General features: G+C 67.4%; 31 protein-coding genes, 1 tRNA gene and 1 pseudogene. 25 read left to right on the top strand and 8 right to left on the bottom strand.

Features of this window, described 5'->3' with window-relative positions; genetic code table 11:
* Positions 1 to 107: 107 nt before the first annotated feature.
* From trpE to ACE3OU_RS05795, 3 genes and pseudogenes are all read right to left on the bottom strand, one after another.
* A complete protein-coding gene (gene trpE, locus ACE3OU_RS05805) occupies positions 108 to 1580 on the bottom strand; it encodes an anthranilate synthase component I (protein WP_374240595.1) in 1473 nt (490 codons plus the stop codon).
* A 196-nt stretch (positions 1581 to 1776) separates the two neighbouring features.
* A complete protein-coding gene (locus tag ACE3OU_RS05800) occupies positions 1777 to 2457 on the bottom strand; it encodes a phosphoglycolate phosphatase (protein ID WP_374240594.1) in 681 nt (226 codons plus the stop codon).
* A gap of 253 nt (positions 2458 to 2710) precedes the next feature.
* A pseudogene (locus ACE3OU_RS05795) lies at positions 2711 to 3622 on the bottom strand (MFS transporter); the annotation flags it as partial.
* On the opposite strand from ACE3OU_RS05795, the gene ACE3OU_RS05790 reads away from it, so the two are divergent.
* A complete protein-coding gene (locus ACE3OU_RS05790) occupies positions 3531 to 3743 on the top strand; it encodes a hypothetical protein (RefSeq protein WP_374240593.1) in 213 nt (70 codons plus the stop codon). The pseudogene ACE3OU_RS05795 and the gene ACE3OU_RS05790 sit on opposite strands and share 92 nt — an antisense overlap.
* A gap of 26 nt (positions 3744 to 3769) precedes the next feature.
* On the top strand, positions 3770 to 4711 hold the full coding sequence (locus ACE3OU_RS05785) for a GlxA family transcriptional regulator (RefSeq protein WP_374240592.1): 942 nt from the start codon (positions 3770 to 3772) through the stop codon (positions 4709 to 4711).
* A gap of 50 nt (positions 4712 to 4761) precedes the next feature.
* Here the strand turns inward: ACE3OU_RS05785 and rpe are convergent, their stop codons facing one another.
* Positions 4762 to 5454 (bottom strand): ribulose-phosphate 3-epimerase, encoded by a 693-nt coding sequence (rpe, locus tag ACE3OU_RS05780; RefSeq protein ID WP_374240591.1) that lies wholly within the window; start codon positions 5452 to 5454, stop codon positions 4762 to 4764.
* A gap of 174 nt (positions 5455 to 5628) precedes the next feature.
* Between rpe and apaG the strand changes: the two genes are divergently transcribed.
* The gene (apaG, locus tag ACE3OU_RS05775; RefSeq protein WP_374240590.1) at positions 5629 to 6015 is read left to right on the top strand and encodes a Co2+/Mg2+ efflux protein ApaG; all 387 of its coding nucleotides are present in this window, start codon (positions 5629 to 5631) and stop codon (positions 6013 to 6015) included.
* A gap of 9 nt (positions 6016 to 6024) precedes the next feature.
* Here apaG and ACE3OU_RS05770 read toward each other — a convergent pair whose 3' ends face one another.
* Positions 6025 to 6654: a DUF2238 domain-containing protein gene (locus ACE3OU_RS05770; RefSeq protein WP_374240589.1), complete on the bottom strand. Its 630-nt coding sequence runs from the start codon at positions 6652 to 6654 to the stop codon at positions 6025 to 6027.
* A gap of 193 nt (positions 6655 to 6847) precedes the next feature.
* Between ACE3OU_RS05770 and ACE3OU_RS05765 the strand changes: the two genes are divergently transcribed.
* The gene (locus ACE3OU_RS05765; RefSeq protein ID WP_374240588.1) at positions 6848 to 7282 is read left to right on the top strand and encodes a hypothetical protein; all 435 of its coding nucleotides are present in this window, start codon (positions 6848 to 6850) and stop codon (positions 7280 to 7282) included.
* A gap of 293 nt (positions 7283 to 7575) precedes the next feature.
* On the opposite strand, the gene ribA is transcribed toward ACE3OU_RS05765, so the two are convergent.
* From ribA to ACE3OU_RS05750, 3 genes are all read right to left on the bottom strand, one after another.
* Entirely contained in the window at positions 7576 to 8223 is a 648-nt protein-coding gene (gene ribA / locus ACE3OU_RS05760; protein ID WP_374240587.1) for a GTP cyclohydrolase II, read from the bottom strand.
* A 203-nt stretch (positions 8224 to 8426) separates the two neighbouring features.
* Positions 8427 to 8972 (bottom strand): phasin family protein, encoded by a 546-nt coding sequence (locus tag ACE3OU_RS05755; protein ID WP_374240586.1) that lies wholly within the window; start codon positions 8970 to 8972, stop codon positions 8427 to 8429.
* 319 nt (positions 8973 to 9291) lie between these two features.
* Positions 9292 to 9368 (bottom strand) — tRNA-Met (locus ACE3OU_RS05750).
* Between the two features lie 241 nt (positions 9369 to 9609).
* Between ACE3OU_RS05750 and ACE3OU_RS05745 the strand changes: the two genes are divergently transcribed.
* From ACE3OU_RS05745 to ACE3OU_RS05645, 21 genes are all read left to right on the top strand, one after another.
* Complete coding sequence (locus ACE3OU_RS05745; protein ID WP_374240585.1) at positions 9610 to 9846, top strand: hypothetical protein; 237 nt, start codon at positions 9610 to 9612, stop codon at positions 9844 to 9846.
* A 66-nt stretch (positions 9847 to 9912) separates the two neighbouring features.
* A complete protein-coding gene (locus ACE3OU_RS05740; protein WP_374240584.1) occupies positions 9913 to 11226 on the top strand; it encodes a tyrosine-type recombinase/integrase in 1314 nt (437 codons plus the stop codon).
* 27 nt (positions 11227 to 11253) lie between these two features.
* Positions 11254 to 11580 carry a type II toxin-antitoxin system RelE/ParE family toxin gene (locus ACE3OU_RS05735; protein ID WP_374240583.1) on the top strand — a complete coding sequence of 109 codons (327 nt, stop codon included), beginning with the start codon at positions 11254 to 11256 and terminating at the stop codon, positions 11578 to 11580.
* Positions 11573 to 11854 (top strand): helix-turn-helix domain-containing protein, encoded by a 282-nt coding sequence (locus ACE3OU_RS05730; protein WP_374240582.1) that lies wholly within the window; start codon positions 11573 to 11575, stop codon positions 11852 to 11854. The genes ACE3OU_RS05735 and ACE3OU_RS05730 overlap by 8 nt, the downstream gene beginning before the upstream one ends.
* 18 nt (positions 11855 to 11872) lie before the next feature.
* Positions 11873 to 12184, top strand: coding sequence for a HigA family addiction module antitoxin (locus ACE3OU_RS05725; RefSeq protein ID WP_374240581.1), 312 nt, complete (start codon positions 11873 to 11875; stop codon positions 12182 to 12184).
* A gap of 13 nt (positions 12185 to 12197) precedes the next feature.
* The gene (locus tag ACE3OU_RS05720; RefSeq protein WP_374240580.1) at positions 12198 to 12803 is read left to right on the top strand and encodes a hypothetical protein; all 606 of its coding nucleotides are present in this window, start codon (positions 12198 to 12200) and stop codon (positions 12801 to 12803) included.
* A 329-nt stretch (positions 12804 to 13132) separates the two neighbouring features.
* Positions 13133 to 13294 (top strand): hypothetical protein, encoded by a 162-nt coding sequence (locus ACE3OU_RS05715; RefSeq protein WP_374240579.1) that lies wholly within the window; start codon positions 13133 to 13135, stop codon positions 13292 to 13294.
* 3 nt (positions 13295 to 13297) lie between these two features.
* On the top strand, positions 13298 to 13558 hold the full coding sequence (locus tag ACE3OU_RS05710; protein WP_374240578.1) for a hypothetical protein: 261 nt from the start codon (positions 13298 to 13300) through the stop codon (positions 13556 to 13558).
* Positions 13555 to 14268 (top strand): helix-turn-helix domain-containing protein, encoded by a 714-nt coding sequence (locus tag ACE3OU_RS05705; RefSeq protein WP_374240577.1) that lies wholly within the window; start codon positions 13555 to 13557, stop codon positions 14266 to 14268. The genes ACE3OU_RS05710 and ACE3OU_RS05705 overlap by 4 nt, the downstream gene beginning before the upstream one ends.
* Positions 14268 to 14648 carry a hypothetical protein gene (locus ACE3OU_RS05700; protein ID WP_374240576.1) on the top strand — a complete coding sequence of 127 codons (381 nt, stop codon included), beginning with the start codon at positions 14268 to 14270 and terminating at the stop codon, positions 14646 to 14648. Before ACE3OU_RS05705 ends, ACE3OU_RS05700 begins: the two co-directional genes overlap by 1 nt.
* Positions 14645 to 15574 carry an AAA family ATPase gene (locus ACE3OU_RS05695; protein WP_374240575.1) on the top strand — a complete coding sequence of 310 codons (930 nt, stop codon included), beginning with the start codon at positions 14645 to 14647 and terminating at the stop codon, positions 15572 to 15574. The genes ACE3OU_RS05700 and ACE3OU_RS05695 overlap by 4 nt, the downstream gene beginning before the upstream one ends.
* 71 nt (positions 15575 to 15645) lie before the next feature.
* The gene (locus ACE3OU_RS05690; RefSeq protein WP_374240574.1) at positions 15646 to 16260 is read left to right on the top strand and encodes a helix-turn-helix transcriptional regulator; all 615 of its coding nucleotides are present in this window, start codon (positions 15646 to 15648) and stop codon (positions 16258 to 16260) included.
* Positions 16253 to 16525, top strand: coding sequence for a hypothetical protein (locus ACE3OU_RS05685; protein ID WP_374240573.1), 273 nt, complete (start codon positions 16253 to 16255; stop codon positions 16523 to 16525). The genes ACE3OU_RS05690 and ACE3OU_RS05685 overlap by 8 nt, the downstream gene beginning before the upstream one ends.
* Complete coding sequence (locus tag ACE3OU_RS05680) at positions 16522 to 17322, top strand: hypothetical protein (protein WP_374240572.1); 801 nt, start codon at positions 16522 to 16524, stop codon at positions 17320 to 17322. The genes ACE3OU_RS05685 and ACE3OU_RS05680 overlap by 4 nt, the downstream gene beginning before the upstream one ends.
* Positions 17323 to 17471: 149 nt before the next feature.
* Positions 17472 to 18239: a terminase small subunit gene (locus tag ACE3OU_RS05675; RefSeq protein ID WP_374240571.1), complete on the top strand. Its 768-nt coding sequence runs from the start codon at positions 17472 to 17474 to the stop codon at positions 18237 to 18239.
* The gene (locus ACE3OU_RS05670; protein ID WP_374240570.1) at positions 18239 to 18961 is read left to right on the top strand and encodes a hypothetical protein; all 723 of its coding nucleotides are present in this window, start codon (positions 18239 to 18241) and stop codon (positions 18959 to 18961) included. Before ACE3OU_RS05675 ends, ACE3OU_RS05670 begins: the two co-directional genes overlap by 1 nt.
* A gap of 53 nt (positions 18962 to 19014) precedes the next feature.
* The gene (locus ACE3OU_RS05665) at positions 19015 to 19638 is read left to right on the top strand and encodes a hypothetical protein (protein WP_374240569.1); all 624 of its coding nucleotides are present in this window, start codon (positions 19015 to 19017) and stop codon (positions 19636 to 19638) included.
* Positions 19628 to 19921 carry a hypothetical protein gene (locus ACE3OU_RS05660; protein WP_374240568.1) on the top strand — a complete coding sequence of 98 codons (294 nt, stop codon included), beginning with the start codon at positions 19628 to 19630 and terminating at the stop codon, positions 19919 to 19921. Before ACE3OU_RS05665 ends, ACE3OU_RS05660 begins: the two co-directional genes overlap by 11 nt.
* A 67-nt stretch (positions 19922 to 19988) precedes the next feature.
* Complete coding sequence (locus tag ACE3OU_RS05655) at positions 19989 to 20204, top strand: hypothetical protein (protein ID WP_374240567.1); 216 nt, start codon at positions 19989 to 19991, stop codon at positions 20202 to 20204.
* Positions 20198 to 22240, top strand: a complete 2043-nt coding sequence (locus ACE3OU_RS05650; RefSeq protein ID WP_374240566.1) for a hypothetical protein — start codon at positions 20198 to 20200, stop codon at positions 22238 to 22240. The genes ACE3OU_RS05655 and ACE3OU_RS05650 overlap by 7 nt, the downstream gene beginning before the upstream one ends.
* 411 nt (positions 22241 to 22651) lie before the next feature.
* Positions 22652 to 23158 carry a hypothetical protein gene (locus ACE3OU_RS05645; protein ID WP_374240565.1) on the top strand — a complete coding sequence of 169 codons (507 nt, stop codon included), beginning with the start codon at positions 22652 to 22654 and terminating at the stop codon, positions 23156 to 23158.
* Positions 23159 to 23540: the final 382 nt, after the last annotated feature.

Genomic DNA, 23540 nt, shown 5'->3' with positions numbered 1-23540 from the left:
GGACACCTGGGGCAGCCCTGCGTTTCCTTGAGCCCCCGCCGGGCACCGCGCAGCACCGCAAGGCCGCCTCCGGGCGGCCTTTTTCATGGCGTGGGCAGCCATGCCGCTCACAGCCGCGTGTCGAGTCCGGCTTCGGCGATCTCGGCGGCGCGGAGCGCTGCGCGAGCCTTGGATTGGGTTTCCTGCCACTCGGCGTCGGGGTCGGAGTCGGCGACGATGCCGGCGCCGGCCTGGACGTGGATCATGCCGTCCTTGACCACCGCGGTGCGGATGGCGATGGCCAGGTCCATGTCGCCATGGAAGCCGATGTAGCCGGCCGAACCCGCGTAGATGCCGCGCTTGGTGGGCTCGAGCTCGTCGATGATCTCCATCGCCCGCAGCTTGGGGGCGCCGGACACGGTGCCCGCCGGGAAGGTGGCACGCAGCACCGCGAGGGCGTCGAGACCGTCCTTGAGCCGGCCCTCGACGTTGGAGACGATGTGCATCACGTGGGAGTAGCGCTCGACGGTGAAGCGCTCGGTGACCCGCACCGAGCCGGTCTGGGCCACGCGGCCGCAGTCGTTGCGGCCGAGGTCGAGGAGCTGGGTGTGCTCGGCGCGCTCCTTCTCGTCGGCGAGCAGCTCGGCCTCCAGGGCCAGGTCTTCGTCGTGGGTGGCGCCGCGTTTGCGGGTGCCGGCGATCGGCCGCACGGTGACGTTGTCGTCCTCGAGGCGCACCAGGATCTCGGGCGAGGCGCCGACCACCTGGAAGTCTTCAAAATTGAAGAAGAACATGTAGGGCGACGGGTTGAGGCTGCGGATCGCCCGGTACAGCGCCAGCGGCGTGGCGCCGAAGGGCTTGCTCATGCGCTGGGACAGCACCACCTGCATGATGTCGCCCTCGACGATGTAGTCCTTGGCCTTCCGCACCGCGGCCTTGAAGGCCTCCTCGCCGAAGCTCGACACCGGCTCGGTGTGGGGCGCCGGCACGTCGGCGGGCAGCTGGGCCGGCTCGCGCAGCCGGGCGAGCAGCTCGGCCAGGCGGCGGGTGGCGCGCTTGTAGGCGTTGGGCACGTCGGGCTCGGCGTACACCACCAGGGTCAGCTTGCCGGAGAGGTTGTCGACGATGGCGATCTCTTCGGACAGCAGCAGCAGGATGTCGGGCGTGCCGAGGGCGTCGGGCTTGCTGGTCTTGGCGAGGCGCGGCTCGATGTAGCGCACCGTGTCGTAGCCGAAACAGCCCACCAGGCCGCCGGCAAAGCGCGGCAGGCGGTCGCGCGGCGGCACCTTGATGCGGGCCTTGAACTCGGCGATGAAATCGAGGGGGTTGCAGTCGTCGCGGCGCTCGACGAGGCGGTCGTTGGTGAGCAGCAGCACGGTGTTGCCGCGGGCCTCGATGCGGGTCGGCGCGGCGAGGCCGATGATCGAGTAGCGGCCGAAACGCTCGCCCCCCTGCACGGATTCGAGCAGGTAGCTGTTGGGCGCGTTGGCCAGCTTGAGGTAGACCGAGAGCGGGGTGTCGAGGTCGGAGAAGGTCTGGAGGGTAACCGGGATACGGTTATAGCCCTGGGCGGCCAGGGCGTTGAATTCGGCTTCGGTCATGGAGACTCCGGAAGGGCATGCAGCTTTTTCGCGAGGGTATCACGGGGCCGGGAGGCTCACCGCGATGGTTCGGGGCGGGGCTCAGCAGCCCAGCCATGACCGGCCGCCGCATCCACCGGAGGGGATACGAACGGCAGGGAACTCCTCAACGAAGGGCACGCGCTTGCGGGTCACGATGGATGGTCTGCGATCTGGGTCAGGCGCCGATATGCGGAAGCATTTCAACGAGGCTCGATAGTAGCCCGTCGCATTCGATGCTGTCCACCGGCACGCCCTCGCTGTAACCGTAGGTGACCAGCAGCACCGGCATCCCGGCGGCGCGGGCGGCCTCGGCGTCGTTGGCCGAGTCGCCCACCATCAGCGCCGCGTCCGCCGGCACGCCGAGGCGTTCGCAGGCGTGCAGCAGGGGCGCCGGGTGGGGCTTCTTCTCGGCCAGGGTGTCGCCGCTGACGGTGACCGCAAAGTACGGCGCCAGCCCGGTGCGCGCCAGCAGCGGCCCGGTGAAGGCCGCCGGCTTGTTGGTGACGCAGGCCATCGCCACCCCGCGCCCGGCCAGCGCGGCGAGGGCCGGCACGACGCCGGCGTAGACCTCGGTACGCTCGCCATTGACCACCGCGTAGTGGCGACGAAAGGCGTCGACGGCGGCCTCGAAGCCCGCCTCGTCGGCCCCGCCGCCGACCTCCAGGCAGCGCCGCACCAGATTGAGCATGCCCTTGCCGACGAAGGTCCGGATGGTGTCCACCGGATGTGGCGGGCGGCCGAGCTCGACCATCATCCGCCGGCAGGCCTCGGCGAGGTCGGGGATGGAGTCGAGCAGCGTGCCGTCGAGGTCGAACAGCACGGCCCGGGGCGGCGTGGAGAGAGCGAACGGAGGCATGGCGGTTCTGCGTACAGGCAGGTCGGGGAGGCCGGAGGATACGGCGATCAGGCCCCCCGCGCCAGCCCCGCCCGGCGGCGCCCCAGGACGGCCACCAGCACGAGGCCCAGCACCGCCACCGGCACGGCCGCCAGCAGGTTGACCTTCTCCCAGCCCAGCCCAGCCCATCCACCAGCCGCCCGGCGAACAGGGTGGCCAGGGTCACCGACAGGAACACCGCGCTGTCGTTGAAGGCCTGCACCGCGGGCTTCTCGGCGTCGCGACAGGTCTGGGTGAGCAGCGCGGTCGCCCCGACGTACAGGAAGTTCCAGCCCACGCCGACCAGCACCAGCGCGACGTAAAAATGAACCAGCGCCTCGCCCGCCAGCGCAACGCCGATCCCCGCCAGCAGCGCCAGGGCGCCGAGCAGCATGAGCGCCGGCAGGCCAATCCGCGCGACGAGCAGGCCGGTGACGAAGGACGGCGCGAACATCGCCACCAGGTGCCACTGGATCACCGCGATGCCGGCGTCGGCGGGCGCGCCGGCACACAGCATGGCGAGGGGTGTGGCGGTCATCAGCAGCGCCATCACCGCGTAGCCCACCACCGCGCCGGCCACCGCCAGCCGGAAATCCGCCTGACGGGCGATGCGGCGCAAGGGCCGCGGCGCGGGCCCCGCGGCAACGGCCGGCGGCGCGGGCAGCCGCAGCAGGCCGGCAACCCCGGCGGCCAGCAGGGCCAGACCGGCCAGCACCGCAAAGCTCACCTGAAACGGCGTGGTGCCGAGATCGCGGGTGGCCACGGCGATCCACGGCCCTAGAAAGGCGGCCAGCACGCCGCCGGCGAGGGTCAGGGCGACGGCCTGTCCGCGGGCCGCCGCCGGAACGGCTTCGGCCGCCGCGAAGCGGTAGAACTGCCCCGCGGCGCCAAACACGCCGACACCCAGCCCCGACCAGGCAAACACCGCGAAGCTGCCGCAGGCCAGCCCGGCCGCCGCCAAGGCCAGCCCCACCGCCCCGACCAGCGCGGCGCCGGCGAACACCGGCCTCCGCCCCCAGCGGGCCATCAGGCGGGCCACGGGATGGAGCGCCAGCATGGTGGCCAGATACTGCATGGCGAGGGGCAAGGTGGCCCAGCCCGGCGCGGCCGACAGCCCGACGCTGGCCACCACCGAGGCCGACAGCATCAGGCTGACGACCGTCATCACCAGCGCCTGGCTGAGGGCCAGCAATACGACGTTGCGATTCATGGCGGAACTCCCGAAGGTTTTGACCCGCCCATCGTCGCCCGCTACAGTCGTGGCGTAAATGACAGCCAACCCACTTTTTACGCCATGAGCCGCTGCATTGCCTTTCTCGTCTATCCCGGCTTCCAGATCCTCGACGCGGCCGGTCCGCTGGCCGCCTTCGAGGCCGCCGGCGCCTTCGTGCCCGGCGCCTACCGCCTCGTCGTGCTGTCGCGGGACGGCGGCCTCGTGGCCAGCTCCGGCGGCACCAGCCTGGCCACCGCGGCGATCGCCGACGGCCCGGCGGTAGACACCCTGATCGTGGTCGGCGGCGACGGCGTCGAGGCCGCCGCCGCTTGCCCGCTCACCCGGGGCTTCGTCGCCCGGAGCGGCGCCGGCCTGCGGCGCATCGCCAGCGTCTGCTCGGGGGCCTACCTGCTGGCCGCCGCCGGCCTGCTCGACGGCCGGCGGGCCACCACCCACTGGCGCCGCGCGCCCGACTTTGCACGGCGATTCCCGGCGGTGCGGGTGGAGGACGACCACATCTTCACGCGGGACGGCAACGTATGGACGTCCGCCGGCATCAGCGCCGGCATCGACCTGGCGCTGGCGCTGATCACCGAAGACCTGGGAGAGCGCGTGACGCGCCAGGTGGCGCGTCAACTGGTGGTGTATTACCGGCGCCCGGGCGGGCAGTCGCAGTTTTCGGCGCTGGCCGAGCTGCAGCCGGCCGGACAGCGCTTCGAGGGGCTGCTCGACCACATCCGGAGCAACCTGCAGGCGCCGCTCGACGTGGACACGCTGGCACGCATCGCCTGCATGAGCCCGCGCAATTTCTCGCGCTGCTTCACCGCCGAGACCGGCGTCACCCCGGCGCGGGCGGTGGAAAGGCTGCGCGTGGAAGCCGCCGCCGCAGCCCTCGAGAGCGGCAACCGGCCGGTGCAGCAGGTGGCGCGGGACTGCGGCTTCGGCGACCCGGAGCGGATGCGCCGCGCGTTTCTGCGCACCCTCGGCATGCCGCCGTCGGCGCGACGGCGCTGGCCGGGCTGAGCCGGCCGTTGCTGGCAAGGCGGGGACGGTCGGAACCCGGCCCCGCGTCCTCAGACTCCGGCCAGCGCGCCGCGCAGGCTGGCGATCACCGAGTCGTAGCGGTTGGGGTCGGCCTCGCGGCCGGCGCCGAACACCGCCGAACCGGCGACGAAGGTGTCGGCCCCGGCACGGGCGATCTCGGCGATGTTGTCCACCTTCACGCCGCCGTCGATCTCGAGCAGGATCTCGCGGCCGGTGCGGGCGGTGTAGGCGTCGATCTTGGCGCGGGCCTCGCGCAGCTTGTCGAGGGTGCCGGGGATGAAGGACTGGCCGCCGTAACCCGGGTTGACGCTCATCAGCAGCACCACGTCGAGCTTGTCCATCACGTGGTCCATCCAGGTGAGCGGCGTCGCCGGGTTGAACACCAGGCCGGCCTTGCAGCCGCTGTCGCGGATCAGGCCGAGGGTGCGGTCCACGTGCTCGGAGCCTTCCGGGTGGAAGGTGATGATGTCGGCGCCGGCCTTGGCGAAGTCGGGCACGATGCGGTCGACGGGCTTGACCATCAGGTGCACGTCGATCGGCGCGGTGGTGCACGGGCGGATCGCCTCGCAGACCAGCGGGCCGATGGTGAGGTTGGGCACGTAATGGTTGTCCATCACGTCGAAGTGGATCCAGTCGGCGCCGGCGGCGATCACGTTGGCGACCTCTTCGCCGAGCTTGGCGAAGTTGGCGGACAGCAGGCTGGGGGCGATGCGGAAGCTCATGGGGAAATCCTGGCGGTGAAGGGCGACGCGACCCGAAACGGGGCGCATCACGAGCGCCGCAGTTTACCCGCCCGCCCTGCCCCGCGCCAACGGCCCGTGGCGCCCGCGCCGGTTGCGGCACGGCCCGCTTTCCGTTTCAATTGACCCTCCCCAACCCATCGTCCGGCCCACAAGATGAAAATACAGACCGACTCCGAGACGGTAGAGATCAAGACCGTCAGCCGTTTCCTGCCCGAGCAGTCCGACCTTTCGGCCAACCGCTACGTGTTCGCCTACCACATCACGATCAGCAACCGCGGCGAGCAGACGGTGCAGCTGCTCACCCGCCACTGGATCATCACCGACGCCGAAGAGAACGTGCAGGAAGTCCGCGGCGAAGGCGTGATCGGCCAGCAGCCGGTGCTGCGCCCCGGCGAGTCCTTCGAGTACACCAGCGGCTGCAGCATCGCCACGCCGGTGGGCACCATGAAGGGCAGCTACTTCATGCAGGCCGACGACGGCCGCCAGTTCGACGCCCCGATCGCCGAATTCACGCTGGCGATGCCCCGCACCCTGCACTGAGGGCCGCGCCTACCAGCGGCGCAGGCCGCCCAGCCGCGCAAGCTGGCGCCCGTGCCAGCGGCCGAGCGCCAGCTGCGCCGCCAGCGCGCCGAGCAGCGCCATCGCCATGTCGTTCTGGGTGTCCCACGGGTCGCCCTGGGTGCCCAGGAAGGCCTCCGCCCCCTGCCCCAGCGCTACCGCGGCGCCCCACTCGACGAGCTCGTAGGCCGCCGAAATCGCCAGGCAGATGCAGATCACCACGAAGAACAGCCAGCCCCCCGCCCGCAACACCCGCTGGCGCAGCAGGATCTCCCGCGCCGCGATGGCCGGCACGAAGCCCTGCATGAAATGGCCGATGCGGTCGTAGGGGTTGCGGTCGAGGGCCAGCACATCCTGCAGCCAGAACCCGACGGGCACCCGCGCATAGGTCCAGGTGCCGCCGACGATCAGCACCAGCGCGTGGGCGGCGATCAGCACCTGCAGCAGCGGGGTGAGTGGAAAACGCCGGTGGGTGGCGAGCAGCACCGGCGCCACAATGAGCACCGGCGCCACCTCCATCCACCAGGTGGCACGATCGTAGGGCGCCAGCGCCGAGGCCGCGAGGGCAAGCCCCACCAGGGCCAGGAGCGCCAGCGGCAGACGGGATTCGGCAGAGGGCATCACAGGCTCCGCGGGGGTCGAACCCCGATCATACGCCCAGGCGGACACCGCCGGACGCAGCCGCCCTCCGGGTGGCCCAGGCCACCCGGCCGGCATCGGAACCGGCGGACCGGCCGTACGGCTTCACCTTCATCAAGGCGGCGAACCCGCATCCACGGGTATAAATGCACCGCCTGCCCATCGGGATCTGCCCATGAACACCCCCAGCCAAACCCTTCGCGTCGTCTTCGCCCTCAGCGCCCTCGCCTGCTCGGTCGTCCTGGTGCTGTTTGTACGGGGCCGGGCGGAATGGACGGACACCTTCTGGCTTCAGCTGGCGGCAGCCTCCGCGGCCCTCTGCGCGGCGGGCTGCGCCGTCGCCTTCCGCCGGGGCGGCCTGCGCCTGGAGACGGTGCCGCCGGGGCGCTTCGTGCTGGTCTTCCTGCGCCAGCTGGCCGTCGTCTACATCACCTCGGGCGTCATCCTGACGGCGCTCGCGCTGGCGATCATCTACGCGATCACCCGCTCGGGGCCCAACGCGCTGGCGCTGGCGGTGCTGGCCGGGCTGTGGCTGTCGCTGTGGCTGGCCCCGGGCATCGCCTCGGTCACCACCTGGCGTACGCTGCGGAAGCAAGGACGGGGCACCTGAGGCGCCGACGGCCCGGGGCGATTTATCCCCCGTAGGCGCAATGTTTCCGTTGCCACGGGCACCATTGAACCAGTTCGCCATCCCGTATATCGATCGTTTCATCCCGGCGATGGAACAATGAGCCAATTCTTCCCGCTCTGCCACGGCGGGGCAGGAAGAATCAAAACCGTCTCGAACACAAAATTCCTGACACTCCCGCACCATTGCCCGGCCGGCGAGAAAAGGTGCCACCTCAGGGTAGAAGCTTCCGGGGCTGGCGAGGCCCGCACAGCGGCCGCCCCGCCGCCTCCCGCTCAACCCGGCAGGTCGTGGCCCATGCGGGTGCGCTTGGTGTACAGGTAGCGCTGGTTCTCGTGATTATGGGGTGGCACCACCGGGATGACCCGATTCACCGGCACCCCGGCGCGGACGAGTTCGTCCTTCTTGCGCGGGTTGTTGCTGAGCAGATGCACCGAGCGCACGCCGAGGTCCTTGAGGATCTCCGCCGCGCAATCGAAGCTGCGGGCATCCACCGGCAGCCCGAGGGCGACGTTGGCGTCCACCGTGTCGAGCCCGCCGTCCTGCAGCGCGTAGGCGCGCACCTTGTGGCTGAAGCCGATGCCCCGACCCTCGTGGCCGCGCAGGTACACCAGCACGCCGCGCTCGGCCCTGGCGATCCGCTCCAGGGACATCTCGAGCTGGGGGCCGCAATCGCAGCGCAGGGAGCCCAGCACGTCGCCGGTCAGGCATTCGGAGTGAAGACGCACCAGCACGTCCTCCCGGCCGGCCACGTCGCCATGCACCAGCACCGCGTGCTCGGTGCCGTCGGACGGCTGGCGATAGGCGTAGAGGGTGAATTCGCCGTGGCGGGTGGGCAGGCGGGAGGTGGCCACCCGCTCGATGCGCGGCGCCTGTCCGGCCGCGTCGCCGGCCTGTGTTTGAGAACCCCTGTTCGTGTCCATAGTGAAGCGCAAAGATAAAGAGAGTTTCCGGGCAAAAGACTCCGCGCCGGCAGACGCTCGCCTGCCCGGTCGGGAATGGCCCGGAGCTTACTCGAAGCCGCGCAACTTCGCCGCGTCTTTCCAGACTAGCCTACCGCCCCAAAAACAAAACCGCCCGGACCAGGCCGGGCGGTTGATCTGCCGACGCGCCGCGCCGGAGGCGATCAGGCCGCCTTGCCGGCGGCCAGCACCTTGACGGCGGCTTCGGTGACCTCGGCGGCCTTGGCGGCGTTCGCCTCGGTCAGCTGCTGCACGGAGTGGCTGGCGTTCTCGTAGACGCTGCTGGCGGTCTCGAGGGCCGACTTGACCGCCGCAAAGGCGGGCTCGGAGCCGGCCGGCGCCGACTTGGCGGCGTGATCCAGGGCGGCGGTGAAGGTCTTCTGCAGCTCGGCGATCTGGTTCTCGAACAGCTGGGAGATCTCCTGCTGGCCTTCGGCGACGATCTCGTTGACGCTGCGGGCGTAGGCCACGGCCTGCTCGACGATCGGCTGGGACAGCGCGGCCTGCAGGCTGGCGAGCTCCTCGGGGCTCTTGACGGCGGTCAGCGTCTGGCTGCCGTCGGCACCACGCTTGAGCAGGGCCGAGGCGGTGTTGAGGTTGAGGGTGGCAAGGCGCTCGGCACGGGCCAGGGCGCTGCTGGCCATGCGCAGCGCGGCCTCGACGGTAAGCTTATTGACGGCATAGAACTGCTCGGGGTTCTTGAAGCTCATGATGGGTGTCCTGGAAGGTGGTTGCGGATGATCGATCGCCGGACGCCGTGGCCGTGCCGCGAGGGCTCCACCACGGGGCGGCGTTGCAACCGATTTTAGCCCCGCCCACCGGGGCGTCAAATGAATTTTGTGCGACGCAGCATTTGCAACCGGACGAAACAACCCAGGCAGCCGGGCAAGATCCGCATCGCGCGACATCCGCCACCCACACGCCCGGCGGGTTCAAGCGCAGCCCACGCGGCGAGAGGCGACCCGCTCGACCGCCGGCCGAAAAGCAAAAAGCCCGAGCACGTGAATGCTCAGGCTTTTTGCTTGTATCTGGTTGCGGGGGCAGGATTTGAACCTGCGACCTTCGGGTTATGAGCCCGACGAGCTGCCAGACTGCTCCACCCCGCGTCTGAAGAATCGAATATTAAAGAAACCCGAAGCGGCCGTCAAGCCCTATTTGCAAGTTGCGTTCCAGAATCCCGCCGGGCGGGCGCACCGCAATGCCTATTTTCCCTTCAGGCGCGACGCCAGCCGGCGCCGTTTGGCCGCAGCCCGCTTGCTGTGCTTCACGTCGCGGACGAACAAGACAGCCGCCAGCGCAGCCGCACAGAAGCACCCGCCGATGATGATGTAACCCACGATTCCGTGCATGTTTGATCGGCTTGGCGCGCCGGAGACATCACCCCGGCGTGACCCAGCAAAAAGGCCGACCCTCGCAGATCGGCCTAAGCGCTTAATTTTATTGGTGCCGGTGAAAGGAATCGAACCCTCGACCTTCGCATTACAAGTTCGCAAAAGACAGCATTTATCGGCGTTGAACAGGATGCAGCAAAAACAACAAGTCACTGTAAAAATTGGACTTTTATATTTACAGACGTTGATTTGAGTTGATCCGCGTTTTAGAATCCGCTTACAAGATGCTTACATGAGCGCTTACAAAGGAGTCTGGAACATGGCACGCACCAAACTGACCGCCGGCCGCATTCGTGACTTTGAATGCCCAGCGGGGACCACCCAAGCCTTTATGTGGGACACCGAAGCGCCCGGCCTCGCCGTGCGTGCCACCCCTGGCAGCGAAGCCCGCGGGTTCATCTTCCAAAGCCGCCTGAACGGCAAAGCCCTGCGCATCACCATTGGCGACGTGCGCGCCTGGGGCATTGACGCCGCCCGCGCCGAAGCCCGCCGGCTGCAGACGCTGGTCGACCAGGGCACCGACCCGCGTCACGAGAAAGCGGAGCGTCTCGCCGTGACCGAAGCCAAGCGCGAGGAAGCCCGCCGGGTGGAAGCGCCCGCCCTCGAAGCCTGGGGCGCCTACATCGAGGCCCGCACGACCAGATGGAGCCCGCGCACCCTGCTGGATCACCAGCGCCTGACCGCACCAGGCGGCAAGCCCAAGACCCGCGGCCGCAAGAAGGGCGAAGGCGACACCACGCAGCCGGGCATCCTGCTGGCGCTGCTGTCCGGGCCGCTGGCCAAGATCGACGCGCCCGCCGTCCGCAGCTTCCTGAAGGACGAGGCCGAGCGACGCCCAACGCAGGCGCAAAACGCCTTCGTGCGCCTGCGCGCCTTCCTGAACTGGTGCGCCGATCGCCCCGAATACAAGGGCCAGATCCACGCCGAAGCCTGTGCTTCCCGGCTCGCCCGCGATGAACTGCCCCGCAAGGCCGCGAAGGACGATTGCCTTCAACGCGAACAGCTCCCGCTGTGGTTCGAGCATGTGCGCAAACTCGCCAACCCCGTGCAGGCCGCCTATCTGCAAACCCTGCTGCTGACCGGCGCCCGCCGCGAAGAGCTGGCCGGGCTCGCCTGGACCGACGTGGATTTCCAATGGAAGAGCCTGACGATCCGGGACAAGGTGGAAGGCGAGCGCATCGTGCCGCTGACGCCCTACGTCGCGTCCCTACTGTCCGCCCTACCCCGCCGGAACGAGTGGGTTTTCAGCAGCCCCGGCGCCAAGTCGGGACGGCTGCAGGAGCCGCGCATTCCGCACAACAAGGCGCTGGCCGCCGCCGGCCTCCCCGCCCTCACCCTGCATGGCCTGCGCCGTTCCTTCGGCACTCTGGCCGAGTGGGTCGAATGTCCGACCGGCGTAAGCGCGCAGATCATGGGGCACAAGCCGTCCGCCCTGGCCGAGAAGCATTACCGCCGCCGGCCGCTGGATCTGCTGCGCATGTGGCACACCAAGATTGAGGGCTGGATTCTCGAACAAGCCGGCATCGAGCAGCCGGGCGAGGGGCAGGCACCGGGGCTGCGCGTGGTAGGCTAACGGAACATAGCGAAAATGAGATAGTCTATGCATTGGACCGTAACCGTTACCCCGGAGGCAGAGGCCGAGCTACTGGCGATACCTGCGGACATACAAACCCGCTTCCTGCACGTTGCGGAGTTGTTGGAGACATTCGGCCCGCACAGGGTTGGAATGCCGCACGTGCGCCCGCTGGAAGGAAAGCTGTGGGAAATGCGCATGACGGGCCGCGACGGGATTGCCCGCGCCGTCTATGTGGCCCGCACCGGGCAGCGTTTGACGGTCCTGCATGTCTTCACCAAGAAGACCCAGAAGACACCGCGCAAGGCCATAGAAACCGCCCATGCGCGACTGAGGAGCCTAGACGATGACTGACCTTGCCACCCTGAAAGCCCGCATCCTGGCGACCCCGGAAGCTCGCGCCGAGTACGAAGCGCAGGCACCCGAGTTTGACCTCGCTCGAGAGTTGATCGCGGCCCGCGACCGCGCCGGACTGACTCAAGCCGAACTTGCCGAGCGGATGCACACCACGCAATCGGCCATCGCTCGCTTGGAGAGTGGCCGCACCCTGCCGAGCATGCGCACCCTTGCCCGCTTTGCAGAGGCAACGGGAAGCCGCGCCGTGGTGCGCCTGGAGCGTACCGCCTGACGGGCACAAGGACCGGCCATGACCACCATATTCAACCCGCCCCACCCTGGGGAAACGCTGCGCGAGGACGTGCTGCCAGCCCTGGGCCTGAACGTGACCGAAGCCGCCGCGCAGCTTGGCGTAACCCGTGCGGCCCTCTCCCGGGTGCTCAACGGGCGGGCTGCAATCTCCCCCGAGATGGCGCTGCGCCTCGAGGGTTGGCTGGGTGTGGAGAACGGCGGCAGCGCTGATGCCTGGATCGCGCAGCAGGCCGCCTATGGCCTTTGGAAAGCCCGCGCTGCGGGGGCGCCGGTCGTGAAGCGGGCGCCGGTGGCACGCATCGCCGCCTGAGAAGGAGCGCAAATTGATTCAATCCCACCCCCCGTTCCGGCCGCAGCTCAATTTTTTTGGGAGCACGGTTCAGGACGGCGAACGCGAGATATTCGCGGGTCACGTTTTCTTGCAGACCGATGAAGCCGGATTCCCAGGGCGGCGGATGGGCATGGGAAATTTGACTATGCCCAGGCTTCCCGCATTTGAAAAGAAGAGGAGGGGGCGGCCAATTAAGACGGAGGCGTACATCACGCTTCTCGCACACTGCGAGATGGCTCGCGAACTCGCGCCGGCAGGATCATCGGTGAAGGAAATCCGATGCAACGCCTTGCAGGCGATTGTTTCAGCGACGCAGGCCAGGCCAGAGGAGTGGGCTCGAGATCGGATTGCCGACGGGGAAGGACGATTGCTTCAGATCCAAATGAAAAAGGCCAGGGATGAAGTGGTGGGGATGAAGAAATGCTTGGTTATGAGTAGGTCCGCGCAGACCGGATTTTGGATGGCGCTGGAGAAGCCGCCGGTTGAGAAAAATGGGATTCAGGTGATCGATTCGCGGGGATGGCTTTGCTTTGCCGGCGCGACGGCTGAGTACGGGCGTATTCGCTGGGAATGTCCTGGGGCCTGGGCAAAAAAATAATCGACCCGAAAGAAAATGCGCTGAACATTTTCTTTCGTTTTTTTTAGGGTTGATAAAAATAAAAATGCATGCACCGACGTTGATCTCAGCGCCCCGCTGGGAGGACGTGGCCCCAACAGGAGCCCAGCATGCAATCCTCACCCACCACCACCCGCAGACTCAGTACTGAGGAGGTCGCCGCCGCCCTCAAGGTGCGCCCGCAGACCGTCCGGGCTGGCCTTTGCCGCGCCGGACACTATCTTGGCCTGAGGCCCGCCCGGCTCCCGAACGGGAGATTGATATGGGATGCATCCGCAGTCGATGCCCTGCTGAGCGGCGAGGTGGCCTAAATGCCCGCCCCACGCACCAAGCCCACCGCCTCACGGAAGCCACGCCGCCGCGCCTCCTGGCCCTCCTACGAAGCCAGCAAGGCCCCCATCGCCGCCGCCGGTCTTGACCCCCTGAAATACGCCCGGGCCGTGCGCCGCCTGGCCCGGAAGATGGGGGTCTAGGCGATGAGCATAGTTCAATACGCCCGAGTATGGGACACCTTCCACGGCCCCGCCGTCGAGAAGCTGGCCGCCCTCGCTATCGCCGACTGGGCCGATGACGACGGCCGCGCCCTCGTGACCGCCCTTGAGCTTGCCGGGAAGATCCGCGTAACCCAACCCGAGGCCGTCAAGGTGATCGGCCGGCTCGTGAAACGTGGTTTCATGGAGCAGATCACGCCCCGGTGGTTTCAAATCGACCTGACCCGCCTGGGGGTGAATCCATGAGCATCCGCGTGATTTCAGCGGTCTGGGCAAGCTCGAAGCAAGCTGGGAACGACCTGCTTGTTCTCCTGGCCCTCGCGGACTACGCCGACGACCGAGGTGTGGCTTTCCCAGCGGTCCCGACCCTGGCGGAAAAGTGCCGGATGTCGCCGCGAAATGCAAATCGAGTTCTTGCAGCGCTGCGGGAAAGCGGAGAACTGCAAATCGACGTGAACGCCGGGCCTCGCGGGGCGAATATGTACCGAATTTGCCCCCCTTCGACCCCTGACAGTTTCGTCACCCCTGACAGTTTCGTCACCCTGACGGAATCGTCCTCAACCCCTGACGGAATTGTCACCACCCCCCTGACGAAATTGTCAGACGAACCGTCATTAAACCGTCAACACCCGTCAAGAGCAGCGGGCAAGCCCGCCCCCGGCGACGCAGGGCGCAAGCAGCAATCCAAGGGCTCACGCCTGCCTGGCGATTGGACCTTGCCAAAAAGTTGGGGCGAGTGGGCGCTGTCCGAAGTGCCCGGGTGGTCTGCCGACCAGGTGCGCAAGACCGCCGACAAGTTCCGCGACTACTGGATCGCCAAGACCGGCCGGGATGCCGTGAAAGCGGATTGGCTGGCCACCTGGCGCAACTGGGTCCGGCGTGAAGCCGAGCGCACCACCGCCGCAGCGCCCGCAGCGGCCGCCAGCGCCTCGAACCTGTTTCGGGGGGCAATCTGATGGACCTGCCCGACATGAAGCCGCTGGCGGCCATGCGCCTTGCGGGCAAGCGCCCGGCCGGCGAAGTTTGGCTGTGGCTGGGCGACTACGCCCCTTCCCGGTGGGAGAGGTGGGCCGATAGCACGGTTGAAATCAGCATCCCGCCCGCCGCAGCCATCGAGCGGCTTGATCTTCGCCCCTTGGTGGGCCTGCGCGTGATCGTGGTGGCCCCGACCTACAACCGACCCTTGCTGCGCTTCCTGTCCCGCCTGAAGGGCTACGCCATCGCGATTGAATGCTTCGTCCTCGACTGGCTGCCGGACAACCTGGGGATGCGCTGGGAGCGCGGGCAGGAGGCCGAATGGCTTGGTATCGGCGAACAGAAGGAGCACCAGGAATGAGCGCAAACATCATCCGCGATGACATCGATTTCGGGCTCTACATGGAGTCCACCGAGGCCGGCCACAAACTAATCCCGGCCGGGGCCTTCGCCGAAGAGGTCGCCGACTACCTCCAAAACGGCCTCCAGATGACCGGCGCGCGCCTTCCCTGGCGAAAAACCTGGGAGCGCATTCGGTTTCGCCCGGGCGAGGTGACGCTGTGGAGCGGCATGAACGGCCACGGCAAGAGCCTGGCGCTTGGGCAGGCCGCCGCGGGGTTCGTCTGTCAGCGTGAACCGGTCTGCATCGCCTCCTTCGAGATGCGGCCGGTTGTCACCCTGGCCCGAATGACCCGTCAAACCCTGGGCTGCCGCCAGCCCGACCGGGGCGCCGTCCTTGAGCTCCACGAGATTTGGTCCTCCTGGCTGTGGGCGTATGACCAACAAGGCCAAGTGCACTCCGAGAAGATCCTGGCCGTGATGCGCTACGCCGCGCAAGAGCTGGGCGTGAAGCACTTCATTCTCGACAGCCTTATGAAGTGCGGCCTATCCGAAGACGACTACACGGCCCAAAAGCTCTTCCTCGACGCTCTCTGCACCATCGGCCGTGACACCGGGATACACGTGCACTTGGTCGCCCACAGCCGCAAGGCCCGCGACGAAACGCAAGCGCCGGGAAAAATGGACGTGAAGGGGTCGGGCAGCATTACGGACCAGGTCGACAACGTCGTGATCTGGTGGCGCAACAAGGCCAAGGAGAACGCCATTCAGGCCGGCGAGCCCAGCGACCCGAACAACCCTGACGCGCTGATGCTAATTGAGAAGCAGCGCAACGGCGAATTTGAAGGGAAGGTCGGCCTCTGGTTTGAACAAGAGAGCCTCCAATTCACGGAGCGGGCCGATCAACAGCCCGCCGACATGCTCCGGCCATCCTTCTGGACCGAGTGACCCCGCCCACCGGAAATCGAGCCCACCGGCCCTCACCAGGCCCCGCACCATTTCAGAAAAAGGAGCCCCCCATGACGACCCTCGCCTCACGCAAAAAACCCGCCACGAACGGCCTGCGTCACCAGCAAGCCGAATTGGTCAAGACCATCGGCGCCCGCCTCAAAGAATCACGGGAGCTGTGCAACATGAGCCTTTCAGAATCGGCGCGGCAGCTTGGATATGCGAATCCTAGCAAGCTCTCGAAAGTCGAAAACGCTACCGACACCCGATCCGTGCCCTTCTGGTTGATCCCCGCAGCGGCGAAGTTGTATGACGTTTCCACCGAGTACCTCTATTCCCTGTCCGACGACTGGCAAACCGGGTGCTGGCGGGGAATCACACCGTACATGCAAAAGACGTGGGACCAGCAGCGGGCGCGAGACTTCAAGGCGCTGGCCACTGTGAATCAGCGTGTAACAGCGGCGCTGGAAGTGCTCCCAGCCCTGGCCGAAGCCGCCGACTACACCCTCGGGGCCATCAAGGTGCTGGAAGAGAAAAACCGAAACTTCAACGACATGCCCGGCGGTGCGCGCCTCCAGGCCGCCGCCCGCCGTCTCCAGGCCGCCGCGGCCGAAGCCCTCAAGGCGCAACGCCACCTTCAAGCCCAGCTGCCGCCCGAACTTGCCGAGGAAGCCCAAAATGCCTGAAACCACCACCCCCGCCGTCGACGGCATCGCCCACAGCCTGGCCGTGGCCATCGTCGAAGCCGTCCAGGCCGTCGCCGCCGGCCTGACGCCCGAAGCCGTGCAGAGGGCCGCAGAGGGCCGCGCAAGAGCCGAGGGGCACCCTACCCCCCAAGAGGCCGCAAAAAGCGCGCTGTGGGCCTGCCTCGAAGCACTGGAGGCCGTCCGCCGGCAGATGCTCCCCGCTGGGAACGCAGCCCACACCGAAAGCGAAGGAGGCGAGGCGTGAAAATCCCGAACCTCACACAGGCCGGGCAGGTGCTGGGCTCGAAGTGGGACGGCCTATCGCCGCACCTCCTGGCCTCATTTTTCGTTGTTGAGAACAAGGACGGCGCGTGGAAGCGATCCGAGTCCGACCTGGCGACCGTTGTCGCGCCGCTGACCGAAGCAAGCATGGAAATGGCCCTCAACTGGCAAAGCCCCTTCGAGGCCGCAGGCCCGGAGACGAAGGCGCCGGCCTTGATGGCGATGCTCAGTAGCGGAGCCCTGCAACCCGTCGTTGAAGCCGCAGCAGGCGGCTCGAACAACGCGGCCGATGCCAGCGCCGCGCAGCGCAAGAGCGCCGACTTCCTTCAGCAGTTCGAGGGCCGCACCGGGATAACCCGCCTCAACTCGACCCAGGTCTTCGCCGGGATGCCGCCCATCAAGATCCAGGTCAACGCCCTGTTCCGCGCTTGGGATGATCCGGCAAGAGAGGTCGAGACGCCCGTCGAGAAGCTCATTCAATGGGCCCTGCCGGCATCGCTATCCAAGGATGGCTCAGTCCTGGCCCGTGCCGCAAAGACCGCCCGTGGCGAGATGTCCTTCGTCGAGGCGCTGTTCCCCTCCGCTGCGCCCGTTCGCATCGGCATGACCTACAAGGGCCGAACCTACTCCCCGATGGTAATCGAGAGCATCGGGAAGCCCCTGGATGCCCCGGTGGACCGCAACGGCCGGCACGTCGAGCTGGTGATTCCCATGACCCTGTGCAGCCTCACGGCGCTCGACCGGGAGCTTTGGGACGGCTTCAAGACCATGGCCCTGTGAAGGTGTCGCCATGCCCCGCGATAGTTTCACCGCTCATATTCCCCAAGCTTTACAACGCCTTCACCCTGAGCGGCGATAGTTTCGGCCCCCAAGATCGACAAAGGTAAGCGCGAAAAATGACCAGAAAGAAACCCACCAGGCCCCGCGGATTGACCGACAAGCAAGCGGTCTTCGTGAGGGAATACCTCGCCTGCCTCAACGCGACCGAAGCCGCCCGGCGGGCCGGATACAGCCCGAAAACTGCCATGTGGCAGGGGCCGCAGCTACTCCAAAAAAACCACGTTGCCGCGGCCATCGAAGAGCAGCAGCGGGCACGCCTTGAGCGCCTCGACCTCGATGCAGACGGCCTGACGCGCTTGTGGTCCACCGTCGCAACAGCCGATGCCCGGGAGATCGTCCAACACCGTCGCGACGCCTGCCGCCATTGCCACGGCGAGGGCTTCGCCTACCAATACACCCCGGCCGAATACAAGCGGGCGATGATCGAACATGAGCAGCAGCGGGCGGACATCCTGAGCAAAGGCGGCGCGGACATCGGGGCATTTCCTGCCGTTGAGGGCGATTGGTTCGACGCGCGGAAGCGACCGAATCCCGAGTGCCCGGAGTGCTTCGGCGATGGCGTGCCGGGTGTCTTCATCGCCGACACCCGCGACCTGTCCGAAGCCGCCAAGGCCCTGTTTGCCGGTGTCAAGGAAGGCCGTGAGGGCGTCGAGGTCAAGCTCCATGACCAGCAGGCGGCCACCGAGAAGCTGGGCCGCGCCCTGGGCGTCTTCCGCGATGCGCCCGCCAGCGCCGGCCCGGGGGCGATCGAAACTGATCTTGCCTTGCGGTACGTGTCCCTAATGGAGAAGTCCCGAGAAATGCAGCTCAAGGCCCTGCGTGAGCGCGGTCTGAACGATCACGAGGAGGAAAGCTGATGCTGCTACCGATCAAGACCGGGTTTGGCGGGTTCATGGCGGGGTTCTTCTCAAGCCTGGTGCCCACGACGCCCGCTGTGCAGCTGCTGATTGATCGCCCGCTGAAGAAGGCGATCATGTGGGCCCCGTCGCGCATGGTCGACGCTGCCGAGGACATGCTCGCCGCGTGGCAGAAGAACGACACGGACAGCGCCACGACCACGCCGCCGGAGATGCCCGTCATCCTGGTGGCGATGGCCCGTGACTACATGCCCACCGGGCGCGACTACGGCCGCCAGATCGCCGACAGCGTGCCGGTGATGATCCCCGGAGACGACAAGGAGCGCCTTTTCGGGATGCGCATCATCGCGGCCGACATCCGCACCCAGGTAGCCATCTTCGCCCACGACACGGGCACGGCTAGCAGCATCGCGGCGCAGCTCGCCCTTTACCTGGATTCGATGGCCGGACGGCGCTTCCCGGCACGCTTCACCTACGCTGGCGTGTCGCACGACTGGCCGGTTCAGGTCGAGTCGCCTGACGTGCCTTTCTCGAATGTGCCGACCGACAACAAGAACATCACCATTCTGGTGGGCGATTTGACCCTGAAGGCGTCCATCCCGCTCTTCGACGCGCCGAAAGCCGGCGCCCCGAACGACGGGCAGGGGCAGGCCGGCAGCGCGACGGACCCGGCAGGCTACCCGTTGGTTGTCGAGGTGACACACACGGAAAACCCCGCATAAACCCCAAAACCTCGCCGGGAAAATGGGGGCTCCACAACTTGGAGGCCCTCCAGATGAACACACCTAGCAGCATCACCCTCACCACCGCCGCGCAGCTGCGGACCCACGACACCACCCTTGCCGCATCCACGGCCGTCCTGGCCGAAATCAAGGCTACCTGCGCGAAGATCTCCCCCGAAGCCCTGTGCTTCGTGGCCGCTGACGCCAGCGTCGAGCACGAGAAGATCTTCGCCGATGCCCTCGCCGAGCTCCGCGACGAAGTGCTCGCCCCGCTGGCCATGCTGGCCCACCTGAGCACCGAGCTTGCCGCGTCGTTCGCGGCCGCCGAGGAAGCCCTCCGCCCCACCATGTATGCGGTCGCCGTCCGCCGCCTCGCCATCGACAAGCGCCTTGCCGAGATCCCGCATAGCGTGGCCCTCAAGAAGTCCGCCGTCGAGAGTGCCCATGCCCGGTACATCGCCGCCGGCCTGCGGAACGATGAAGTGGAGCGCCTGATTCAACCGCAGCGCGACCAGGCGGAAGCAGGCATCGAGGCCCTGGACGCCGAAGAAGCCGCCCTGCGGGCCGAGCTTGACGCCCTCAAGCGGTTCCACACCACCCACAACCCCAACGACCTTCCCGAGGGCTTCGAGATCCCCGCCCCCGTCGAAACTGTGAGCTTCCGCCATGCCGTCTGATCCCATCCGCCACGACGCCGCGGCGCGCCGTGTTCTGGTGCTGACCGCCGAGATCGAGGCCCACGAGAAGAACCTTGACTGGGCTGAGCACTACCGCCAGACCGCCAAGGCGGCCCAGCTCCGGCAGGACATCGCTACGAAGCAAGCCGAGGTCGCGAAGCTCACCAAGTACCTTCGCACGGGCGTCCTTGCCGACCTTCCGGCCGGATTCGTGGCAACGCCAGCGCCGGGCAAGGTCGAGGCGCCTAATCCGATCAAGGAACGGCCCTGGCTGATCCCCTGATTCCACCCCCGGGCGAGGGTGCAGGCCGGCCCTCGCCCGAGTGCACCACCAGTTCGGAGAAACCCTCATGAGCACCACGCAGAGCACCACCACAAAGGACCGCGGCGGGCGCCCGCCCGGAAGCGAGGGCGTGCGGGCCGCTGCCGCCCGCAAGGCATCCGCCGCCGTCGAGGCGCTGGCCGAAATCGCCACCGACCCGAGTGCACCGGCGGCTGATCGCATCCAGGCGGCCCGCGCCATCCTCGAGGCCGCCCGGCCGAACGCGGTTCAGCCGACATGCTGACCAGCGACAAGGACGGATTCATCACCGGCGGGGTGCCCGTCGAAGGCGTCAAGCGGACACGCACCGACAATCTGCTGTTTGACATCCGCGGCGACGTGCGGGCGATTCGTGCTGCCGTAGAGGGCTCCCCGGTTGAGGCTGTGCGGCGAGCCGGTACGGTGTCCGGGATGGCGGGCCGTGGGCGTCGTGCTCCTGGGGCACAGGTGGCGGCCGTGCCGCGGGGCGGCATCAAGGGCGACACCGGCAGCCGTTCGTCGGCGGCAAGACGGGCCATGCCGGCAGCGGTGCCTGCCGGCGCTGTGGCATCCAAGATCGTCTCCAGGCGCCCCCGGAAGACCACGCAGGCGCCTGTGATGGCCGGCGCCCGGGATGCCAAGGGGCGATTCGTTTCCGGGGCCTCATCGGTCGGGGTAGGCGGGCGCGGCAGCGCTGGTGACGGTGGCGGCGTTGATGGCCGGCTGCATTCCGTGGTCGACCGCCTGTCTCAGGCCGTTGGCGGCCTCGAGAACGTCGGCGAGGCCGACCCCACGGTCAGGGCAATGCAGGAGATCGCCGACCCCATCAGCCGCGCCTACGGGGCGCTGCGTGGCGACAAGGACGCTCGCCGGCAGGATGGCTGGTTCAAGAAGATCCTGAAGCGCTTGAAGGGCATCGAAGACAAGAGCAGCGAGCCGGTTGTCGTGGAGCAGGGAGGCGTGTTTGCGCTCCTGGGGCGCTTCATCCCGATGCTGCTTCCGGTGCTGGGAGGCCTGGCGGCCACGGCCGCGGCGCTGGCGGCCTTCCTCAAGATCGAGGGCTTTGTCAGCGACGGCGAGAAGGCGAAGGAAGGCGCTGAAGCGATCAAGAAGGGCGTCGCGGAGCCCACCAAGGAAGCCTTGAAGGCGGTGGGAGTCGATACCGACAAGCGGGCGGCAGAAGAGCGAGCCCGGGTTCTCGAGGGCCGTGACGGCGAGTACGCGAAAGAGGAGGCGCTGAAGAGGCGCTTCGTGTCGCCAAGCGGCGCGGCACAGGGCTCGAAGCAGTGGAACGATGAGTTTTACCGCTTCAGTCAGGAGGAGCTGGCGAAGCAGGAGGCCGAGGCGAAGAAGGGCATGCTTGAGCGTGCAGCCGATACGGCCCGGTCAGGGGCGAAGGTAGTCGCAGGAAAGGTCGGTGCCGGGTGGGATTCCGTCAAGGGCTTCATCGGTAGGGCAGCGCAGCGGGCCGGCACTGACCCGGGCTTGGTCGCTCAGATCGCCCACTTCGAGAGCGGATTCAACCCGGACGCGGCGCCGATCCACAAGAACCCGGCGAAGAACAACGTGAGGCTGTTCGACGGGCGCATGGGGATGAGCTCCGCCCATGGCCTCGGGCAATTCACCGACGCCACCTGGCTCGAGACTCTGCGCAAGCACGGCGGCAAGCATGGCGTGGCCAATGCGTCGAAGCTGACGGCGGACCAGGCCGCGAAGCTGCGCAGCGACGTGGAGCTCCAGGCGGCGATGCTGGCAGAGCTCACCCGCGAGAATGCGGAGCGTGGCCGGGCGCTGGGCGGCAAGAACGATGCGGCGAACGTCTATGCCCTGCACAACCTGGGAGAAGGCGATGGGGCGAAGTTCCTCAAGTCGCTATCGGCCAACCCAGGAATGTCGGTGCGTGACGCGCTGATGCGCGGCGTGACGACCGAGAAGGGCCGGAAGCGCGTGGAAAGCGTGATCGCGAACAACCGCTCGCTCTACGGTGACGGGTCGATCTCTGTCGGCGACGCCTACTCCGCCATGGGCAAGAAGATGTCGGCCGGCGCGCGCTACGCGGAAGAGGCGAGGGCGGTGACGGTGCGATCACCTGTGAGCGTCAACATGCCCACCCCGCCGGCAGGCAGCATGCCCTCTGTGCCTTCTATCCCTGATGCGCAGCGGGTGTCGGTTCCGCTGGGCAGCAACGCCAGCGCAAAGCCGGCCGTGGTCGTGGTACAGCGTGAAGATGCGGGCCGGGACGTTTCAGACAGGGGCATTGCCCATGTCGTGACCGGCGGGATGTCTGGCGGGGCCTGGTAGGGATTGCGGGGCCTTCAGCGGCCGCCTACCCGGCTTGAGCTGGACGGCCTGCCGGAAAGGTTAAAGCGGGCCGATTTTCACCTAACAATCTTCCCGTCCCTATCCCATCATCAAAACGCCAACCGCGACAGCAAAAAAAGCTTGACGGCGCGCCAACGCCAAGAGCATCCTATAAACGCTGTCGCAAACAACGGCAACGCGGGCTTGGCGGCCCGGAATAATCTAGGCGGACAACCGCCGCAGCGCGGTTTTTTTTTCGTCCGCAGCATGGTATCGCCCCCTTTGGGCGGGCCGTGCGGGAGGGCTTCGGCCCTGCCGGTTCCTAGATTCCGGTCCGCCAACCTGCACGGTTCCGCTCACCCAGCTTGGCGGCTGGGCAGCGGGAAAAATCTCAAATCTAGGAGCGCCACCATGAACACCATCGAAACCAACACCACCACCGCCCTGACCACCGACCGCGAAGCCCTGCGCACGGCCTTCAAGGCTCAAAAAGAGGCCGCCTTTGTGGGCCTGGCCGAGCTGATGAAGCTCGCCGGCATCGGTATGAAGGAGTACGAGGACATGCAGCGCTCCGAGCTGTCCCAGATGTTCCTGGCGATCAACAAAGCCGCCAGCACCGTGGGCCTCAAGGTGCAGCAGATCGCCGAAACCGTGGGCTGCGAGGATTACCCGGACCTCAGATTCAAACCGACCCCGGATGCAGATCCCCGGGCTCAGAAGCTGCAAGCCGCGATCAACGAGGCCGACATCTACATGAAGGACACCATCGGCAAGATCATGGGCGTGTCGGCTCTGGCGGCAATCGCAGTCGAGAACCAGGGCGTCACGCTCACCGGGGCGAACCTGTGGCCCACGTTCCACGCCCTTTACGACATGGCCCGTGAAACCGAAAGCCTGATCGAGCGCGTGAGGGCCTGACCTCCCTCCGCCCGACCACCCCGACCCGCCCGCGTGGCGGGTTTTTCACGTCTGGAGCCGGGCCGATGGCCTCCAGCCCTTGGAGGGCACCGCCCGGACTGCTGACCGGGCGTAGGCGCTTCGTGCCTACCCCTGCCGGCGCACGAGACGGCCCGCCACGCGCCTTTGTCGGGTGAGCGAGGGCACACCACCCCCCGCCGCCCCGGCGCGGAGCCGCCTGGAGGCCGGCAGATGGCCTCACGAGCCGTTACCCCATCTGCCGGCGCAGGGTGTCCATCTGGTGGACACCCTGCCCGGGAAAGCCGGGGGGCCGCGGAAGTGGGAGTGCACCACCACCAGGCCGGCGCCGGAGTGCACCGCATCAAGGGTGTCGGCAATGACG

The sequence above is a fragment of the Zoogloea sp. genome, from assembly GCF_041908905.1.
Classification (GTDB): Bacteria; Pseudomonadota; Gammaproteobacteria; order Burkholderiales; family Rhodocyclaceae; genus Zoogloea.
The sequence above is the reverse complement of the archived record's forward strand: the minus strand, read 5'-3'. Positions and strand labels throughout refer to the sequence as shown.

Coding starts and splice junctions, on each gene's coding strand:
- trpE (WP_374240595.1), bottom strand. CDS start 1,580: ATGACCGAAGCCGAATTCAACGCCCTGGCCGCCCAGGGCTATAACCGT.
- ACE3OU_RS05800 (WP_374240594.1), bottom strand. CDS start 2,457: ATGCCTCCGTTCGCTCTCTCCACGCCGCCCCGGGCCGTGCTGTTCGAC.
- ACE3OU_RS05790 (WP_374240593.1), top strand. CDS start 3,531: ATGGTGGCCAGATACTGCATGGCGAGGGGCAAGGTGGCCCAGCCCGGC.
- ACE3OU_RS05785 (WP_374240592.1), top strand. CDS start 3,770: ATGAGCCGCTGCATTGCCTTTCTCGTCTATCCCGGCTTCCAGATCCTC.
- rpe (WP_374240591.1), bottom strand. CDS start 5,454: ATGAGCTTCCGCATCGCCCCCAGCCTGCTGTCCGCCAACTTCGCCAAG.
- apaG (WP_374240590.1), top strand. CDS start 5,629: ATGAAAATACAGACCGACTCCGAGACGGTAGAGATCAAGACCGTCAGC.
- ACE3OU_RS05770 (WP_374240589.1), bottom strand. CDS start 6,654: ATGCCCTCTGCCGAATCCCGTCTGCCGCTGGCGCTCCTGGCCCTGGTG.
- ACE3OU_RS05765 (WP_374240588.1), top strand. CDS start 6,848: ATGAACACCCCCAGCCAAACCCTTCGCGTCGTCTTCGCCCTCAGCGCC.
- ribA (WP_374240587.1), bottom strand. CDS start 8,223: ATGGACACGAACAGGGGTTCTCAAACACAGGCCGGCGACGCGGCCGGA.
- ACE3OU_RS05755 (WP_374240586.1), bottom strand. CDS start 8,972: ATGAGCTTCAAGAACCCCGAGCAGTTCTATGCCGTCAATAAGCTTACC.
- ACE3OU_RS05745 (WP_374240585.1), top strand. CDS start 9,610: ATGTTTGATCGGCTTGGCGCGCCGGAGACATCACCCCGGCGTGACCCA.
- ACE3OU_RS05740 (WP_374240584.1), top strand. CDS start 9,913: ATGGCACGCACCAAACTGACCGCCGGCCGCATTCGTGACTTTGAATGC.
- ACE3OU_RS05735 (WP_374240583.1), top strand. CDS start 11,254: ATGCATTGGACCGTAACCGTTACCCCGGAGGCAGAGGCCGAGCTACTG.
- ACE3OU_RS05730 (WP_374240582.1), top strand. CDS start 11,573: ATGACTGACCTTGCCACCCTGAAAGCCCGCATCCTGGCGACCCCGGAA.
- ACE3OU_RS05725 (WP_374240581.1), top strand. CDS start 11,873: ATGACCACCATATTCAACCCGCCCCACCCTGGGGAAACGCTGCGCGAG.
- ACE3OU_RS05715 (WP_374240579.1), top strand. CDS start 13,133: ATGCCCGCCCCACGCACCAAGCCCACCGCCTCACGGAAGCCACGCCGC.
- ACE3OU_RS05710 (WP_374240578.1), top strand. CDS start 13,298: ATGAGCATAGTTCAATACGCCCGAGTATGGGACACCTTCCACGGCCCC.
- ACE3OU_RS05705 (WP_374240577.1), top strand. CDS start 13,555: ATGAGCATCCGCGTGATTTCAGCGGTCTGGGCAAGCTCGAAGCAAGCT.
- ACE3OU_RS05700 (WP_374240576.1), top strand. CDS start 14,268: ATGGACCTGCCCGACATGAAGCCGCTGGCGGCCATGCGCCTTGCGGGC.
- ACE3OU_RS05695 (WP_374240575.1), top strand. CDS start 14,645: ATGAGCGCAAACATCATCCGCGATGACATCGATTTCGGGCTCTACATG.
- ACE3OU_RS05690 (WP_374240574.1), top strand. CDS start 15,646: ATGACGACCCTCGCCTCACGCAAAAAACCCGCCACGAACGGCCTGCGT.
- ACE3OU_RS05685 (WP_374240573.1), top strand. CDS start 16,253: ATGCCTGAAACCACCACCCCCGCCGTCGACGGCATCGCCCACAGCCTG.
- ACE3OU_RS05670 (WP_374240570.1), top strand. CDS start 18,239: ATGCTGCTACCGATCAAGACCGGGTTTGGCGGGTTCATGGCGGGGTTC.
- ACE3OU_RS05665 (WP_374240569.1), top strand. CDS start 19,015: ATGAACACACCTAGCAGCATCACCCTCACCACCGCCGCGCAGCTGCGG.
- ACE3OU_RS05660 (WP_374240568.1), top strand. CDS start 19,628: ATGCCGTCTGATCCCATCCGCCACGACGCCGCGGCGCGCCGTGTTCTG.
- ACE3OU_RS05655 (WP_374240567.1), top strand. CDS start 19,989: ATGAGCACCACGCAGAGCACCACCACAAAGGACCGCGGCGGGCGCCCG.
- ACE3OU_RS05650 (WP_374240566.1), top strand. CDS start 20,198: ATGCTGACCAGCGACAAGGACGGATTCATCACCGGCGGGGTGCCCGTC.
- ACE3OU_RS05645 (WP_374240565.1), top strand. CDS start 22,652: ATGAACACCATCGAAACCAACACCACCACCGCCCTGACCACCGACCGC.